Source organism: Haemophilus sp. THUN1692 (genome assembly GCF_059704395.1).
The window spans coordinates 628154-644798 of sequence record NZ_AP046579.1 but is presented as its reverse complement, the minus strand read 5'-3'; the positions used below and the strand labels follow the sequence as shown (position 1 = coordinate 644798).

The window sequence follows — 16645 nt, the reverse complement described above, 5'->3', positions numbered from 1 at the left end:
TCTTTAAGTTATTCAGGTCTTACACCTAACATATGACAAATTGCATAAGTTAATTCACTACGATTTAGCGTATAGAAATGGAAGTCATTCACTCCTTCGCGAGATAAAATTTTCACCATATCCATCGCAACACTTGCGGCTACAAGATTACGAGTAGTTTGATCATCGTCTAATCCTTCATAAGCGTTAACAAGCCATGCAGGAATTTTCACATTAGTGAAAGAAGCCATTTTTTGTAATTGCTTAAAGTTAGTTACAGGTAAAATGCCGGGCACGATTTCAGTATCAATACCAATTGATGCACAACGATCACGGAAACGTAGGTAGCTTTCAATATCAAAGAAAAATTGAGTGATAACATGATTTGCACCTGCATCAATTTTACGTTTTAAATTAATCAAGTCTGCTTGTGCTGATTTTGCTTCTGGATGAACTTCTGGATAAGCAGCCACAGAAATATCAAAATCAGCGACAGAACGGAGTAATTCCACAAGATCTGACGCATAAAATGATTTTTTAGCATATCCTTTTGGTTCGTCACCGCGTAACGCAACGATGCGACGAATACCACTGTCCCAGTAATCTTTAGCAATTTGTTTTAATTCTTCAGTTGTAGCATCAATGCCAGTTAAATGCGGAGCAGCTTCTAAGCCAGTTTCTTGTTTGATTGCTTTTACAATACCATGAGTGCGGTCACGCTCTCCAGAGTTTGCGCCGTAAGTAACAGAAACGAATTTAGGTTTTAACACTTTTAAACGATGAATTGAATCCCATAAAAGCGTTTCCATTTTTTCATTTTTTGGTGGGAAAAATTCAAAAGAAACATTAATTTTTTTATTGAAGTCAGCGATGTGCTGATTAAGCGTGTCAATTTCTTTAGCGTAGCTCATAAAAATTCCTATAGTTCCTATAGCTAGTATGATGATATTTGAGTTAACAATAAAATAACTTTATGTATGAGTCAATTTTAATAAATTCATTAAAAACATTAATTTAGTTAATGTAAATAGGTTTCAGTAAAAATACTAAAATATTGCATAAAAAATTAGCATTCATGAAATAAATATGTATAATACAGCGACCCTGTAAATGTGCGAATTCCCATCGTACATTATTTTATCGAGATCTCACTCGAAGGGGTGGCGATTAAGATCAATGGTTGTGTTCATAAGAACACTGGGTATCAAACTAATTTTTGGTAATTAATTAATGAAAACTTTTGTAGCAAAACCAGAAACGGTTAAACGCGACTGGTACGTAGTAGATGCGACAGGTAAAACTTTAGGTCGTTTAGCGACTGAATTAGCACGTCGTCTTCGTGGTAAACACAAGGCTGAGTACACTCCACACGTAGATACAGGTGATTACATCATCGTTATCAACGCAGACAAAGTGGCAGTAACTGGTCGTAAAGAAACAGATAAACTTTACTACTGGCACACTGGCTATGTAGGTGGTATTAAACAAGCGACTTTCAAAGAGATGATCGCTCGCCGTCCTGAAGCAGTGATTGAAATTGCGGTTAAAGGTATGTTGCCAAAAGGTCCATTAGGCCGTGCAATGTTCCGTAAATTAAAAGTGTACGCGGGTGCTGAACACCAACACGCTGCACAACAACCACAAGTATTAGATATTTAATCACGAGGTTTAGAAAATGGCAGAGAATCAAAACTACGGCACAGGTCGCCGCAAAAGCTCTTCAGCTCGTGTATTTATCAAACCGGGCAGTGGTAAAATCACTATCAACCAACGTGAATTAGACGTTTACTTCGGCCGTGAAACTGCGCGCATGGTAGTACGTCAACCATTAGAATTGGTTGAGTTAACTGATAAATTAGACCTATACATCACTGTTAAAGGTGGTGGTATTTCTGGTCAAGCGGGTGCAATCCGTCACGGTATCACTCGTGCATTGATGGAATACGATGAAACATTACGCCCAGCACTTCGTGCAGCTGGTTTCGTTACTCGTGACGCACGTCGCGTTGAACGTAAAAAAGTGGGTTTACACAAAGCACGTCGTCGTCCACAATACTCAAAACGTTAATTTTTATTTTCGTTTCGAAAAAGAAAAGCAGAGAGAAATCTCTGCTTTTTTGTTATCTAACTTATTGATTATAAAACAATAAAAAAGAATTATTTGGCAAATGACTTACGCTTTGTGGTAGAATAGACACCCCTTATAAAATATAGAATATTTTTGGATCTTCGGAGGAATAAATGTCCAGCGCATCAAGTAAACGTTCAGTAATGACCCTTTTTTCAAATAAAGATGATATTTACTGTCATCAGGTAAAAATTGTTTTAGCTGAAAAAGGTGTACTTTATGAGAACGAAGAAGTTGATTTGCAAGCATTACCAGAAGATTTAATGGAATTAAATCCGTATGCTACGGTGCCTACGTTAGTTGATCGTGATCTTGTTTTGTTTAGTTCGCGGATTATTATGGAATATCTTGACGAGCGTTTTCCGCATCCACCATTAATGCAAGTGTATCCTGTTTCTCGAGCAAAAGATCGCCTTTTGATGTTACGAATTGAACAAGATTGGTATCCAACTCTCAAGAAAGCAGAAAATGGTACAGAAAGTGAAAAAGCTGAAGCGCTTAAACAATTAAAAGAAGAACTTTTAGCGATTACACCAGTTTTCCAGCAAACACCTTATTTCATGAATGAAGAGTTTGGTTTAGTGGACTGTTATGTTGCGCCATTATTATGGAAATTAAAACATTTAGGCGTGGAATTTACAGGTCCAGGTAGTAAACTGATTAAGGGATATATGGATCGTGTATTTAGTCGAGATTCATTCTTGCAGTCTGTAGGTGAGGCTGCACCAAAAAATTTAATGGATGATAAGTAATGGAATACAAAGCTTCCCCTAAGCGCCCTTATTTATTACGCGCCTATTATGATTGGCTAGTAGATAATAGTTTCACGCCTTATTTAGTCGTTGATGCGACTTACTTAGGCGTAAATGTTCCTATCGAATATGTAAAAGATGAACAGATTGTATTGAACTTGTCTGCCAATGCTACGGGCAATTTACAACTTACAAATGATTTCATCCAGTTTAATGCCCGATTTAAAGGTGTTTCTCGTGAACTGTATATTCCAATGGGCGCAGCGCTTGCGATCTATGCTCGTGAAAATGGTGATGGCGTGATGTTTGAGCCAGAAGAAGTTTACGATGAACTTAATTCTGAGCCAGATACTGAACAACCAACTAGTTTTCATGAGGCTGTAGATAGCCCTAGAAAACGAGAAGAAAAAAAGAAAACAAAATCAGCTTCTCATTTAAGAATTGTTGATTAAGAAAAAACGCGATGAAGTTACCATCGCGTTTATTTTTATAAATTGTCCTGTTTTGCAATAAAGTTGAGAATTTTTTCTTCAATTCCTTTTGAATCTAATTCCAAATCTTTTAATGCTTCTTGCTGTGTTGCTTGTGGAATAAAATAATCTGGCAAACCAAGCTGTAAAAGTGCGGTCGATTTTCCAGATGAATTTAGTACTTCCGCAACAGCAGATCCCGCTCCACCTTGAATTGCATTTTCTTCTAATGTGACCAAATAATCATGAGTTTGTGCAAGCACATTAATCATTTCAATATCAATCGGTTTCACAAAACGCATATCGACAACAGTGGCATTGAGTTTTTCTGATGCCTCTAACGCGGATGGTAACAGGGTACCAAAATTTAAAATCGCAATTTTTTGACCTTCTCGAATTAAACGTGATTTACCGATAGGAAGCATTTCTAAAGGTGTTAGTTTAACACCAATGGCATTTCCACGAGGATAGCGTACAGCAGCAGGTTTTCCACATTGATAACCTGTATAGAGCATTTGACGGCATTCATTTTCATCACTTGGTGTCATGATGATCATATTTGGAATGCAACGCATAAAGCTGAGATCAAATGCTCCTTGGTGTGTTGGGCCATCAGCGCCTACGATACCCGCTCGATCAATTGCAAATAATACAGGGAGATTTTGAATTGCAACATCGTGAATTAATTGATCGTAAGCACGTTGTAGAAATGTCGAGTAAATCGCAACTACGGGTTTATATCCGCCAATAGCAAGTCCAGTGGCAAACGTGACGGCGTGTTGTTCAGCAATCGCCACATCAAAATATTGTTCTGGAAAACGTTGGGAAAACTCCACCATGCCAGAGCCTTCACGCATTGCAGGTGTGATACCAATAATTTTGGAATCTTTTTCTGCCATTTCGCATAGCCAATCACCAAAAATCTTCGAATAAGTTGGTTTGGTATTGTGTTTAGGCAATTCTCCACTTATTGGATCAAATTTTGGTACGCCGTGGAAACCAATTGGATCTTTTTCTGCGGGCGCGTATCCTTTACCTTTCTTCGTTTTTATATGTAAGAATTGTGGTCCTTTCAGATTACGCATATTTGTAAGTGTTGCTACTAATTCATCAATATTATGCCCATCCACTGGACCAATATAATTAAAACCGAATTCTTCAAATAATGTACTTTCTGGCGAGAACATCACTCCTTTCATATGTTCTTCGGTTTTTTTCATAAAGTTTTTTACAGGTGGAACTTTATCGAGAATTTTTTTACTTCCATCTCGTAATGTGGAGTAGATAGAACCAGAGAAAATCCGAGCAAGGTGATTGTTCAGTGCACCGACATTTTCTGAAATAGACATTTCATTGTCATTTAAAATGACCAACATATCAGTGTGAACAGAACCTGCGTGATTCAGAGCTTCAAAAGCCATTCCTGCAGTAATTGCGCCGTCACCGATGATGCATACCGTTTTTCTACCTGCATTTTCTCGTTCTGCGGCTACAGCAATACCTAATCCAGCACTAATAGAAGTAGAGGAGTGGCCAACGCTTAACACGTCAAATTCACTTTCTTCACGCCAAGGGAAAGGATGAATACCGTTTTTTTGGCGAATTGTGGACATTTGATCTCGACGACCCGTTAAAATTTTGTGTGGATAAGCTTGATGTCCAACATCCCAAATTAACTGATCAAACGGTGTTTTATATACGTAATGTAGTGCAACGGTTAGCTCTACAGTGCCTAAACCTGATGCTAAATGCCCGCTAGTTTGACTAACAGATTCTAAAAGATAACCGCGTAATTCTTGGCAGAGTTGTGGTAGCTGATCTTTATTTAAAAGACGCAAATCTTCTGGTGAATTAATCAAAGATAATAAGGGGTAATTGTTCATATTGTTAGTCATTTTAAAAACGTTATAATTTTTGACCGCACTTTGTGAGCATTGATGCGGTCGGTATTAACTTTTTCTAGTAATAATAAATTCAGCTAATGCACGAAGTGCGATCGTATCAAAAGGAATTTTTTCTAATTCAGACAACGCACTTTGATATAGATCTTGCGCTTTTTGTTTTGCGCCGCTTAACCCAAGTAATTTGGGATATGTACTTTTATCTAAATCAAGATCGGAGCCGACTTGTTTACCAATTTCTGTGCTATCACCCTCAATATCTAAAATATCATCTTGAACTTGAAAGGCTAATCCAATGGCTTCCGCATATTGTGTTAAGGATTGTTCTAACGTTTTGTCGGTAAAATGCGGAGAACAAATGAAACCTAATTTTAATGCAGCAATCAGCAATGCGCCCGTTTTGTTACGATGGATTAATTCTAATTCACTTAAACTAATTTGTTTATGCTCAGAAACAAGATCTAAACTTTGCCCTAAGCACATTCCTTGTACGCCAGAGCCTTGAGCTAAAATTTGAACTAAAGCCAGTTTTTGTTCAGCAGAAATATTTGGTGTTTTAGTTAACATTTCAAAAGCAAAACTTTGCAGCGCATCGCCTGCAAGAATAGCCGTAGCTTCATCAAATTGGATATGACAAGTAGGATGTCCACGACGTAGATTGTCATCATCCATTGCTGGTAAATCATCGTGAATTAAGGAATAGGCATGAATGGCTTCAATAGCGGCAGCGGCGTAATCTAAGGTTTGTTTATCTGCACCAAGCATTTTACCTGTAGCGTAAACTAAAAAAGGTCTAACCCGTTTACCACCAAGTAATAATGCGTATTTCATAGCCTCAAGTAAAGGCGAATTATAACTTTCAATGCCCTCAAATTGGGCTTCTAAAAAGCGATTGATACGAGTTTGAACCTGTTGTAATTCTTCAGAAAAGTTACCCATTAAGCATTCCCTTTATAATCATTCAGTGGGGCATCTTCAGTTTTTTGCAATAAGATCTGAATACGTTGTTCTGCTTGTTGTAAACGTTCTTGCCCTAACTTAGCGAGTTGCACACCTTGTTCAAATTCTTTTAACGCTTCTTCTAACGGTAGATCGCCATTTTCTAAATGTATAACAATATTTTCTAACTGCGCTAACGTTGTTTCAAAATCTTGTGAAGATGCGGGTTTACGCGCCATGGAATTATCCTTTTTCACGGTAAAAATTGCTTGCCATTGTACTGTATTTTACTTGAGTTGTTAAAAATTTATTTCAAGCTAGGACCAGTAGACTTTTCACTATCTTTGCGTAAAATACTCGCCACTTTAAATACCCAAGAAATACCTAAGCTATTTATATGAAATTTATCGTTAAACTTTTCCCTGAAATTATGATTAAAAGCGAAACTGTGCGTAAACGTTTTGCAAAAATTTTGACCTCTAATATCCGCAATATTTTACAGAAATATGATGAAGAAACTGCAGTTGTACGTCACTGGGATTACATTGAAGTGCGGTCAAAAAATGAAGAAAATCGTGAAGAATTAATCGCCTTGTTACAACGTATTCCTGGTATTCATCATTTTTTAGAAGTTGAAGAAAAACCGTTTACCGATTTACATCATATTTTTGAATTGACGCTTGCTGATGTCGCGCAACAACTTCAAGGCAAAACCTTTTGCGTTCGAGTAAAGCGTAAAGGAAAACATAAATTTAGTTCTATTGAAGCAGAACGTTATATCGGCGGTGGATTAAATCAACACATTGAAAGCGCAAAAGTGCGGTTGAAAAATCCAGATGTGACTGTTCGTATTGATATTGAAGATGACAAAATGATGTTAGTTAAAGCACGTCACGCAGGGATTGGCGGTTATCCGATTGGTACGCAAGAGGATGTGCTTTCTTTAATTTCGGGGGGATTTGATTCAGGTGTATCGAGTTACATGCTGATTCGTCGTGGCTCTCGAGTTCATTATTGTTTCTTTAATCTTGGCGGCGCAGCCCATGAAATTGGCGTTAAACAAATGGCTTATCATATTTGGCAACGCTATAGCTCTTCACATAAAGTACGCTTTATTGCGATTAACTTTGAGGGGGTTGTCGGTGAGATTTTAGAGAAAGTCGATAACGGCCAAATGGGCGTTGTATTAAAACGGATGATGGTGCGAGCAGCAAGTAAAGTCGCTCAACGTTTTAATATTGAAGCGATTGTGACAGGGGAGGCATTAGGACAAGTTTCTAGCCAAACTTTAACCAATTTACGCTTGATTGATGAAGCCGCTGATGCCTTAGTATTACGCCCATTAATTACGCACGATAAAGAACAAATTATCGCAATGGCGAAAGAAATTGGCACTGACGATATTGCAAAATCTATGCCGGAGTTTTGTGGGGTGATTTCAAAAAATCCTACAATCAAAGCGGTTCGTGAAAAGATTCTAGAAGAAGAAGGGCATTTTAATTTTGAGATTCTTGAAAGTGCGGTGCAAAATGCGAAATATTTAGATATTCGCCAGATCGCAGAAGAAACAGAAAAAGAAGTCGTAGAAGTCGAGGCAATTTCTGTATTAGGTGAAAATGAAGTGATTTTGGATATTCGTAGCCCAGAAGAAACGGATGAAAATCCATTTGAATCAGATACACATGAAGTCATTCAAATGCCGTTCTACAAACTTTCTTCTCAATTTGGTAGCCTTGATCAAAGTAAAAATTACGTGTTGTATTGTGAACGTGGTGTGATGAGCAAATTACAAGCCTTATATTTGAAAGAAAATGGTTTTTCAAATGTGCGCGTATTTGCAAAAATATTCATTAATTAGGACATAAAATATGCGTAATCAAATTAAACAGCATCTTGAACAGCTTCAAATTACCATGCAGCAGCTTAATTTATGGCAAACGATGCCCCCTGCTGCAGAGGCCTTTTTAAGTGAGGAGCCTTTTTCAATTGATACGATGTCTGCTGAAGAGTGGCTACAGTGGGTATTTATTCCACGCATGCAGGCATTGTTAGAAAGCGGTGCTACTTTACCAAATAAAATTGCTATTTCTCCTTATATTGAAGAAGCAATGACGGAATTTGATGAGTTACAACAACTATTAACTCCTTTAGTTGCTTTAGAAGAACTTCTGAATAAGAACGAATGTTAGAAATTTTATATCAAGATGAGTTTATCGTTGCGGTGAATAAGCCTGCTGGTATGCTGGTTCATCGTAGTTGGTTAGATCCTCACGAAACTCAATTTGTGATGCAAACTTTGCGAGATCAAATTGGTCAACATGTATTTCCTATTCATCGTTTAGATCGACCGACATCTGGCGTGTTGTTATTTGCATTGAGTAGTGAAATTGCGAATTTAATGTGTGAACAGTTTGAGCAAAAGTGCGTTCAGAAATCTTATTTTGCTGTAGTGCGTGGGTATCTACAGGGAAAAGAGCGGATAGATTATCCACTAAAAATCCAATTGGATAAAATCGCAGATAAATTTTCTCAAGAAGATAAAGAGCCTCAAGAAGCCATTACTGATTATGAAGGATTAAAAATAGTCGAAATGCCTTATCCTGCTGGTCGTTACCAAACGACACGTTATTCTTTAGTTAAATTAATTCCTCATACAGGCAGAAAACACCAATTACGTCGCCATATGAAACATATTTTTCACCCAATTTTAGGTGATACGCAATATGGTGATTTGCATCAAAATCGTGCGTTAACCTTGCATCTTGGCTGTTCTCGGTTATTTTTACATTCTAATAGTTTGTCTTTTATTCATCCAATAACGAAAGAGCAAATAACAATTACAGCAGGATTAGATGAACAATGGCATCAATTAATGAATCAATTTGGATGGGAAAATGTTTGATATTAACTTAACACACGAACAGCAACAAAAAGCAGTTGAACAAATTCAAAAACTTATGGCAAAAGGGATTAGTAGCGGAGAAGCGATTCAAATAGTGGCGAAGGCACTACGAGAAATTCATAAAAATGATAAAAAAACTCCAGGAAATTAAATTTTTTGTGATCTACTTATCATTTTTGAATATTGCTCATTGCATAACCGATCAAAATATTTAAATATAACGTCCATACGAGGTGATAAGGCGAGAGTCTTATTGATTTATTGTTTTAGTAGGCGAAGCCTAGAGAGGTCTTTTATGGAAATTGGTGTTGTGAAATGGTTCAATAATGCAAAAGGATTTGGTTTCATTTCCGCAGAAGGCGTGGATGCCGATATTTTTGCACATTATTCAGTGATTGAAATGGACGGTTATCGTTCATTAAAAGCTGGTCAAAAGGTGCAATTTGAAGTTATCCACGGAGACAAAGGATCTCATGCCACGAAAATAATTCCACTTGTGGATAATCAAGAGTAATGCGAATACTCTAAATTTTTCTCTATTAGTCCTAACTCAAAAAGACAAGAATTGCAGCTTGTCTTTTTTATTTTAATAAATTCTTTAAACTGGTTTTCATTGCTGCCATTTGATTTTCAAATTGTGCTTTGCTTTCTCTTTCATCAATCATATACGTAATTGTTTCCGAAAGTGTCATTTTCATTTTTCTAGAATATTTAGAAAGACGTAGCCAAACCGCATATTCCAAATCAATGGATTTTTTCTTGGTATGTTGTTTTTCACCATTAAAAAAGCGTTTACGGCGGGCACGAATGGCTTGATCAAGCTTAATTGGTAAGGCCGGAGAAAGATGATTCTTAATCCATTCTTCAATTTTTTCTGGATAATTTTGGGATTCTAATAATTCTTGGGCTTTAGCTTCTTGTAAACTTCGTTCTTCATAACGAGTAATGTTTTCCCCTTCGCGATGTTTACGAATTAGGTAAATCCATTTCCAATTTGCTTCTTGATTTTCGAGTTTTTGGTATTTCATTTTTTATCATTGAGTGACGTGGTAACTGCATTAATATACGTGTTTTTATGCGGATTTTCTAGTGGATTTTCACAAGGCTATTAAATATGCGATAATGTAGTCAATTTTACTAGAAAGAGACCATCCGTGAGTTCATTATTTTCTCAACAACAAGCTATTGAGCAATCTTTAAATTGGCAGGCATTACAACCTGATTTGGCAATTCAAGATTTTCCTTTAGAACCAGTGGATTTCTGGGCATTACAACCGAACGCCACACAGGCTATCGATTTATTTTTACGCCATCCAACGCGTTCCTTATTGATGATGAAAGTAGGTGAGCCAGTTGAATATGCGGAGTTATTACAAAACTTTATATCGCAAAACCATCATAAAGTGCGATCAATTTTCGGTGTAAATTATGTGATAGAGCAGGGCGATTCTTTTTCTTTTCCTTATGTTTATACTGAGCCAGCAAAATCTTTAGATGATAATTTTGCCAGTCAAGGTGAGGCGTTAAGCGCATTGTACTGCGATCAATTCCAGCTTTTTGGTAGTTTTCGGATTCATCCAAGTTCACAAGATATTCAATTAGTGCCAGGATTAGTGCATAAAGCTAATGGCGGAGTTTTGATTTTAAGTGCGGCAACATTGTTATCTCAATTTGATTTGTGGGGGCGATTAAAACAAATTCTGCAAACCCAAACTTTTGATTGGTATTCAGCCCATCCATTTAAAAATTTACCCTGTGATATACCAGGCTATGCGCTGAACTTAAAAGTGATTGTACTTGGTAATCGTACCGAATTAGCCACTTTGGCTGAGTTAGAAGAAAACCTTTATTTTTTTGCCGATTATGCTGAAATTGAAAGCTATGTTTCTGTGGCTGAAGTGGAGGAACAAAAAAACTGGGCGGGTTATGTACAACAAATGGCTCAAGAGCAAAATATTGAGCTAAATTTTCCTGCTTTAAATAAACTCTATCAATCATTAGTTCGTGAAAGTGAAGATCGCTTTTTAATTAATGCCTCTCCTCTAAAATTAAAAGAAATATTACAAGATGCCTCAACTTTTGCTGAAAAAACAACATTAAGTGCGGAGGATTTTGAGGATATTTTTCAACAAAAATTGGCGCAATATGGTTTCCTAAAAGAACAAACTTATGCCGATATTTTAAATGAGCAAGTTTATGTCGAAACTCAAGGTGAAATTGTTGGCCAAATTAATGGCCTTTCGGTGATTGAATATCCAGGTACACCAGTATATTTTGGCGAGCCTTCGCGGATTAGTTGTATTGTACAATTCGGTGAAGGGGAAGTGATCGACGTTGAAAGAAAAAATGAATTAGCGGGAAATATTCACGGTAAAGGTATGATGATTGCGCAAGCTTGCCTTTCCAATATATTAGATTTGCCATCGCAATTGCCATTTTCTGCCTCATTAGTGTTTGAACAGTCTTATGGTGAAATTGATGGTGATAGTGCATCTTTGGCGATTTTCTGTGTGCTAGCAAGCGCTTTGGCTGATTTGCCTTTGCCTCAGAATATCGCAATTACAGGATCGATTGATCAATTTGGACTTGTCCATTCTGTTGGTGGTGTAAATGATAAGATTGAAGGCTTTTTTACTATTTGCCAACGTCGTGGTTTAACTGGAAAACAAGGTGTAATCATTCCAATGACGACCATTCAGCAACTGAGTTTGTCTGATGAAGTGAAAAGTGCGGTAAAAAATGGTGAATTTTTTATTTATCCTGTAGAAGATATTTATCAAGCTTGCGAATTATTATTTAATCGTGATTTGCTAGATGAAAACAAAGATTATACAGAAAAAACTGAACCTTTATCTCGTCTCATTCAACGTCGAATTGAGGGGAGAGCTGATTCAGAAAGAAAAAGTTTTTGGAATTTATTCCACCTTTAATAGATAAAAGCGAACATTTGTTCGCTTTTCTTTTTCTATAATCTATAAAAGTGACTGCTCTGACAAGTTTTGCGAACAAGTGTTAGCTATTTACACTTTGCTATGTTCTCTTTAGAATGTTTTATATCAGTTTTAAACTGAATTTATCATATGTAAAGGAACTTAAAATGCAAAACACTTGTACACCTAATAAAAAGAGTAGCTATTCTTATGATGATTTGCTCGCGTCAGGTCGCGGCGAATTATTCGGTAAAGAAGGGCCACAATTACCTGCTCCGACCATGTTGATGATGGATCGCATTATTGAAATGAATGAGGATACAGGTGCTTTTAGTAAAGGATATATTGAAGCCGAACTTGATATTAAACCTGAATTGCCGTTCTTTGGTTGTCATTTCATTGGCGATCCAGTAATGCCAGGTTGTTTGGGATTGGATGCAATGTGGCAGCTTGTTGGGTTTTATTTAGGCTGGATTGGTGGCAAAGGAAAAGGCAGAGCATTAGGGGTTGGTGAAGTAAAATTCACAGGGCAAATTTTGCCTACGGCTAAAAAAGTGGTGTACCGAATCCATATGAAACGAGTTATTAATCGTAAACTAGTTATGGGAATGGCTGATGGTGAAGTTGAAGTAGATGGTCGCGTTATTTATACAGCAACAGATTTAAAAGTTGGACTATTCCAAGATACCTCTGCATTTTAACTTTTCTTTATGAATTCATAAAAAAGGGCGGTGAAAATTTTTCTTAGATTTTCACCGCTCTTTTTATCCTTCTATCAATAAGCAACGTTCAATTACATTATATGAATGTCATTGGAACATGCTTGTCTCTAAGGAAAGTTGTCCTTTTTCTATACGGATTTCTTTAGCAAATTTTTTTATAAGTACATCACGCATATTGTTTTTATCTAATGTATAAACAGGAATATGTTCTAGTAATTTAGCGACATTTTTATTTAAAAAAGGCATGATTGTTTGCATTTGTTGCATATATTGCTGTGGTTCTCCTGACCAACGTAAAATACGCATTTTCTTTAAATAAACGGCGCCTTCTTCGGGATTATAATAAGGAATTGTATCGAAGGTCAGATTTAATTTTCTAGGCAATTTTTTATTGCCAAATTGAAATAAACCCTCTAAAGTACCGCTCATTTATACGCGTTTATCATTAGTATGCCCAATTTTGGTACTCAAATTTTTTATTTGATAATCAAGAAAAAATAATCCCGGTAAACCAAATTTATCCGCAATAGTTCCTTTCTCTTGTAGATATTGATTGATTTGAGATTCAGTTATTGAAAAAGGTGAGGCCGATATATTAGGGGATACCGCTAAAATAGACGTTAACGTAAGAAATAATAATTTAAATTTTTTCATATCTAATTTTTAGTTAAGTTAAAAGCAAAATAAAAATGGTGGACAAATATACCACAAATGGCTATGGAGTGATGTAATAATGAGCCCAGAGTTTAGGCAATATGTTAATCAATTAGTTATAGAACATCGTGATGAACGCATTTACCCTTTTCAATATGAAGGCAAAAAATTCTGGTTAAAGCAACCTGAAAAGTTGAAGGGGGTTTGGCTACTATTGAAACCGTATCCGAAGCAATCTTTTAAAAATGAACTACAAACTTTGTTGAATCTTATTGAAAAAAAAGCACCTGTTCCAAAAGTCTCTTATTATGATGAGGATTTTTTTGTATTGGAAGATGCGGGAATCACTTTATCACAATGGTTATGTGATAAGGGGGCAAGTAATCAGCAAAAATTTTCTATTATTTATGATGCTTGTCTCGCTTTGATTGATTTACATGCTAAAAATCTGGTACATGGTCGTCCTGCTATTCGAGATATTACTTGGGATAAGGGAAAAGTTACTTTTCTTGATTTTGAATCTCGTTCAAGTAGTCAAAATCAAAATTGGTTAATCGTTCGAGATATGCTATTTTTCTTTGATAGCTTATGTCGAGAAAAAGATGTGTCAGACGATTTTATTCAAAAAGTGGCATTGTATTATCAAGATCATTGTAGAGTAGAAAATTGGCAGAATATGATCGTATTTTTGCAGCGTTTTCGCTGGATTTACTATCTTTTGTTACCTTTTAAACCTATTGCAAAGACAGACTTAATTGCCGTTTATCGCTTATTTGAAATTTTATTTATAAAGGAAAAATGATGAAGAAAACACTTTTTATTATTGTATTATCAAGCATATTAACTGCTTGTACTGTAGGTGGTGGCGTCAGCGCTGGTGGCGGAAGTAACGGCGTTGGATTAGGGCTAGGGATTGGCTCTGGTATTCGATTCTAGTGATGATGAAAAGTGCGGTAAGTTTTAGTAAAATTTTTAAGGAACTTGTAAAACTTCTTGCATTTTAAATTTTTATCACTATAATGCACCCCATATTTCGGACGCGGGGTGGAGCAGCTTGGTAGCTCGTCGGGCTCATAACCCGAAGGCCGTCGGTTCAAATCCGGCCCCCGCAACCAATAATAAGTTCAGTAAAAGAACCCCAGTATAGGGGTTTTTTTCTATAAGAAATTTAACAAAAACTGGGCTTAGGTTCCTGTGAACCTAACCCTTTTTTTATGCCTAAAATTTTTTGTAGAAGTTTTTAGATTCATCAAAAGAAGTTATTTTGGCTAAAAACTGACACTACAGTATAGGAGTAGAAATTGGCTACATTAGAACAAAATTTACAAGAAATGCTACAAGGCGCAGTAGAGGATTTAGGCTGTGAACTTTGGGGTATTGAATGTCAACGCGCAGGCCGTTTTATGACTGTGCGTTTATTTATTGATAAAGAAGGTGGCGCAACTGTCAATGATTGTGCTGATGTAAGTCGTCAAGTGAGCGCAATTTTAGACGTGGAAGATCCAATTGCGGATAAATACAATCTAGAGGTATCGTCACCAGGTTTAGATCGTCCACTATTTACCTTGCTGCAATTTGAACGCTATATTGGGCAAGATATCGCAGTGCATTTGCGAATTCCAGTGATGGAACGCCGTAAATGGCAAGGTAAGTTAGAGCGTATTGAAAACGATATGGTTACTTTAATCGTTGATGGACAGGAACAAGTTTTAGTCTTTGGTAACATTCAAAAAGCGAATGTTGTTGCAAAATTTTAAAAGGAGCAAAAGAAAAAATGAGTAAAGAGATTTTACTGGCGGCAGAAGCCGTATCCAATGAGAAGCTATTACCACGTGAGAAAATTTTTGAAGCGTTAGAAAGTGCAATTGCGCTTTCTACCAAGAAAAAATATGAATACGAAACAGATATTCGAGTATCAATCAACCCAAAAACAGGGGATTTTGATACTTTTCGTCGTTGGTTAATTGTTGATGAAGTCAAAGTGCCAACGAAAGAAATCACTTTAGAAGCAGCACAATTTGAAGACCCAAATCTTCAAATTGGCGATTATGTAGAAGATCAAATCGAATCTATCGCATTTGACCGTATTGCAATGCAAACTGTACGCCAAGTAATTAGCACCAAAATCCGTGAAGCTGAGCGTGCAAAAGTTGTAGAACAGTTCCGTGCTGAAGAAGGCAAAATTGTAACGGGTACGGTGAAAAAAGTAAGTCGTGACAGCATCATCTTAGATCTTGGCAATAAAGCCGAAGCGATGATTGCTCGTGAAGATATGTTGCCACGTGAAAATTTCCGTCCTGGTGACCGTGTGCGTGGTGTGCTTTATAAAGTAAATCCTGAAGGTAAAACTGCACAATTATTTGTGACACGTTCTAAACCAGAAATGTTGATCGAATTATTCCGTATTGAAGTGCCTGAAATTGGCGAGGAAATGATTGAAATTCGTGGTGCGGCCCGTGATCCCGGATCTCGCGCTAAAATTGCAGTGAAATCAAATGATAAGCGAATTGATCCAGTTGGTGCTTGTGTAGGAATGCGTGGTGCGCGTGTTCAAGCCATTACCAATGAACTTGGTGGTGAGCGCGTAGATATCGTGCTTTGGGATGATAATCCAGCACAATTTGTGATCAATGCAATGGCACCAGCTGATGTGTCTTCTATCATTGTTGATGAAGATAATCATTCTATGGATATTGCAGTTGAAGCAGCTAACCTGGCACAAGCAATTGGTCGTAATGGTCAAAACGTGCGTTTAGCAACACAATTAACGGGTTGGACACTGAACGTAATGACTACAGATGACTTAAATGCAAAACATCAAGCAGAAGATAATAAAGTTTTAAACTTATTTATTAACGCATTAGAACTTGATGAAGAATTTGCACAAATCCTTGTAGAAGAAGGATTTACAAGTTTAGAAGAAGTTGCTTATGTGCCAATGAATGAATTGACAGCAATTGATGGTTTAGAAGATGAAGATCTTGTAGAAGAACTTCAAACTCGTGCTAAAAATGCGATTACAGCCGCAGCAGTAGCTGAAGAAGAAGCATTGAAAAAAGCAAATATTGAAGATCGCTTATTGAATTTAGATGGTATGAATCGCCATGTAGCATTCAAATTAGCTGAAAAACAAATTACTACTCTCGAAGAACTCGCCGAACAGGGTGTAGATGATTTAGCAGATATTGAAGAATTAACAGCAGAACAGGCAGCAGATTTAATTATGGCTGCACGTAATATCTGTTGGTTTGGCGAAGAATAAGGAGAG

20 protein-coding genes, 1 tRNA gene and 1 pseudogene are annotated in these 16645 nt (G+C 36.8%); 16 read left to right on the top strand and 6 right to left on the bottom strand.

The genetic code is table 11. The features are described 5' to 3' along the window. Positions 1-8 precede the first annotated feature (8 nt). A complete protein-coding gene (gene metF / locus AC6H0A_RS03030) occupies positions 9-890 on the bottom strand; it encodes a methylenetetrahydrofolate reductase (protein ID WP_005642063.1) in 882 nt (293 codons plus the stop codon). A 319-nt stretch (positions 891-1209) separates the two neighbouring features. Between metF and rplM the strand changes: the two genes are divergently transcribed. From rplM to AC6H0A_RS03010, 4 genes are all read left to right on the top strand, one after another. Then, positions 1210-1638: a 50S ribosomal protein L13 gene (gene rplM, locus AC6H0A_RS03025; RefSeq protein WP_005628896.1), complete on the top strand. Its 429-nt coding sequence runs from the start codon at positions 1210-1212 to the stop codon at positions 1636-1638. A 16-nt stretch (positions 1639-1654) separates the two neighbouring features. Next, a complete protein-coding gene (gene rpsI, locus AC6H0A_RS03020; RefSeq protein ID WP_005631594.1) occupies positions 1655-2047 on the top strand; it encodes a 30S ribosomal protein S9 in 393 nt (130 codons plus the stop codon). A 173-nt stretch (positions 2048-2220) separates the two neighbouring features. Further along, positions 2221-2859, top strand: coding sequence for a stringent starvation protein SspA (gene sspA, locus AC6H0A_RS03015; RefSeq protein ID WP_005642065.1), 639 nt, complete (start codon positions 2221-2223; stop codon positions 2857-2859). Further along, on the top strand, positions 2859-3311 hold the full coding sequence (locus AC6H0A_RS03010) for a ClpXP protease specificity-enhancing factor (protein WP_005642067.1): 453 nt from the start codon (positions 2859-2861) through the stop codon (positions 3309-3311). Before sspA ends, AC6H0A_RS03010 begins: the two co-directional genes overlap by 1 nt. Positions 3312-3346: 35 nt before the next feature. Here the strand turns inward: AC6H0A_RS03010 and dxs are convergent, their stop codons facing one another. The 3 genes from dxs to xseB are packed head-to-tail and all read right to left on the bottom strand — an operon-like array spanning position 3347 to position 6408. Next, positions 3347-5224, bottom strand: a complete 1878-nt coding sequence (gene dxs / locus AC6H0A_RS03005; RefSeq protein ID WP_179230964.1) for a 1-deoxy-D-xylulose-5-phosphate synthase — start codon at positions 5222-5224, stop codon at positions 3347-3349. A 54-nt stretch (positions 5225-5278) separates the two neighbouring features. Next, a complete protein-coding gene (ispA, locus tag AC6H0A_RS03000; RefSeq protein ID WP_179230965.1) occupies positions 5279-6169 on the bottom strand; it encodes a (2E,6E)-farnesyl diphosphate synthase in 891 nt (296 codons plus the stop codon). After that, the gene (gene xseB, locus AC6H0A_RS02995; RefSeq protein WP_044232972.1) at positions 6169-6408 is read right to left on the bottom strand and encodes an exodeoxyribonuclease VII small subunit; all 240 of its coding nucleotides are present in this window, start codon (positions 6406-6408) and stop codon (positions 6169-6171) included. The genes ispA and xseB overlap by 1 nt, the downstream gene beginning before the upstream one ends. A gap of 158 nt (positions 6409-6566) precedes the next feature. Between xseB and thiI the strand changes: the two genes are divergently transcribed. The 5 genes from thiI (at position 6567) to cspD (ending at position 9585) form a co-directional block, all read left to right on the top strand. Next, on the top strand, positions 6567-8027 hold the full coding sequence (gene thiI / locus AC6H0A_RS02990) for a tRNA uracil 4-sulfurtransferase ThiI (protein WP_070046995.1): 1461 nt from the start codon (positions 6567-6569) through the stop codon (positions 8025-8027). A gap of 10 nt (positions 8028-8037) precedes the next feature. Further along, positions 8038-8358 carry a YqcC family protein gene (locus tag AC6H0A_RS02985; protein WP_005642077.1) on the top strand — a complete coding sequence of 107 codons (321 nt, stop codon included), beginning with the start codon at positions 8038-8040 and terminating at the stop codon, positions 8356-8358. Further along, entirely contained in the window at positions 8352-9071 is a 720-nt protein-coding gene (gene truC, locus AC6H0A_RS02980) for a tRNA pseudouridine(65) synthase TruC (protein ID WP_005642079.1), read from the top strand. The genes AC6H0A_RS02985 and truC overlap by 7 nt, the downstream gene beginning before the upstream one ends. After that, positions 9064-9222 (top strand): YoaH family protein, encoded by a 159-nt coding sequence (locus tag AC6H0A_RS02975; protein WP_005642081.1) that lies wholly within the window; start codon positions 9064-9066, stop codon positions 9220-9222. Before truC ends, AC6H0A_RS02975 begins: the two co-directional genes overlap by 8 nt. 144 nt (positions 9223-9366) lie before the next feature. Beyond that, on the top strand, positions 9367-9585 hold the full coding sequence (cspD, locus tag AC6H0A_RS02970; protein WP_005628872.1) for a cold shock domain-containing protein CspD: 219 nt from the start codon (positions 9367-9369) through the stop codon (positions 9583-9585). A gap of 67 nt (positions 9586-9652) precedes the next feature. On the opposite strand, the gene matP is transcribed toward cspD, so the two are convergent. Then, positions 9653-10099: a macrodomain Ter protein MatP gene (gene matP / locus AC6H0A_RS02965; RefSeq protein ID WP_005628871.1), complete on the bottom strand. Its 447-nt coding sequence runs from the start codon at positions 10097-10099 to the stop codon at positions 9653-9655. Positions 10100-10225: 126 nt separating this feature from the next. On the opposite strand from matP, the gene AC6H0A_RS02960 reads away from it, so the two are divergent. Beyond that, positions 10226-12001 carry an AAA family ATPase gene (locus AC6H0A_RS02960; protein ID WP_005642084.1) on the top strand — a complete coding sequence of 592 codons (1776 nt, stop codon included), beginning with the start codon at positions 10226-10228 and terminating at the stop codon, positions 11999-12001. A 167-nt stretch (positions 12002-12168) separates the two neighbouring features. After that, entirely contained in the window at positions 12169-12702 is a 534-nt protein-coding gene (gene fabA, locus AC6H0A_RS02955) for a bifunctional 3-hydroxydecanoyl-ACP dehydratase/trans-2-decenoyl-ACP isomerase (protein ID WP_032803434.1), read from the top strand. Positions 12703-12810: 108 nt separating this feature from the next. Here fabA and AC6H0A_RS02950 read toward each other — a convergent pair. Continuing rightward, positions 12811-13377, bottom strand: a pseudogene (locus tag AC6H0A_RS02950) (YceB family lipoprotein). A gap of 79 nt (positions 13378-13456) precedes the next feature. Here AC6H0A_RS02950 and AC6H0A_RS02945 point away from each other — a divergent pair. From AC6H0A_RS02945 to nusA, 5 genes are all read left to right on the top strand, one after another. After that, positions 13457-14179, top strand: a complete 723-nt coding sequence (locus tag AC6H0A_RS02945; RefSeq protein WP_005642088.1) for a BUD32 family EKC/KEOPS complex subunit — start codon at positions 13457-13459, stop codon at positions 14177-14179. Further along, positions 14179-14313, top strand: a complete 135-nt coding sequence (locus AC6H0A_RS02940) for a hypothetical protein (protein ID WP_005642089.1) — start codon at positions 14179-14181, stop codon at positions 14311-14313. Before AC6H0A_RS02945 ends, AC6H0A_RS02940 begins: the two co-directional genes overlap by 1 nt. Positions 14314-14415: 102 nt before the next feature. Beyond that, positions 14416-14492, top strand: a tRNA-Met gene (locus AC6H0A_RS02935). Between the two features lie 186 nt (positions 14493-14678). After that, entirely contained in the window at positions 14679-15134 is a 456-nt protein-coding gene (rimP, locus tag AC6H0A_RS02930; protein ID WP_005642092.1) for a ribosome maturation factor RimP, read from the top strand. Positions 15135-15151: 17 nt separating this feature from the next. Further along, the gene (nusA, locus tag AC6H0A_RS02925; protein ID WP_005642094.1) at positions 15152-16639 is read left to right on the top strand and encodes a transcription termination factor NusA; all 1488 of its coding nucleotides are present in this window, start codon (positions 15152-15154) and stop codon (positions 16637-16639) included. Positions 16640-16645: the final 6 nt, after the last annotated feature.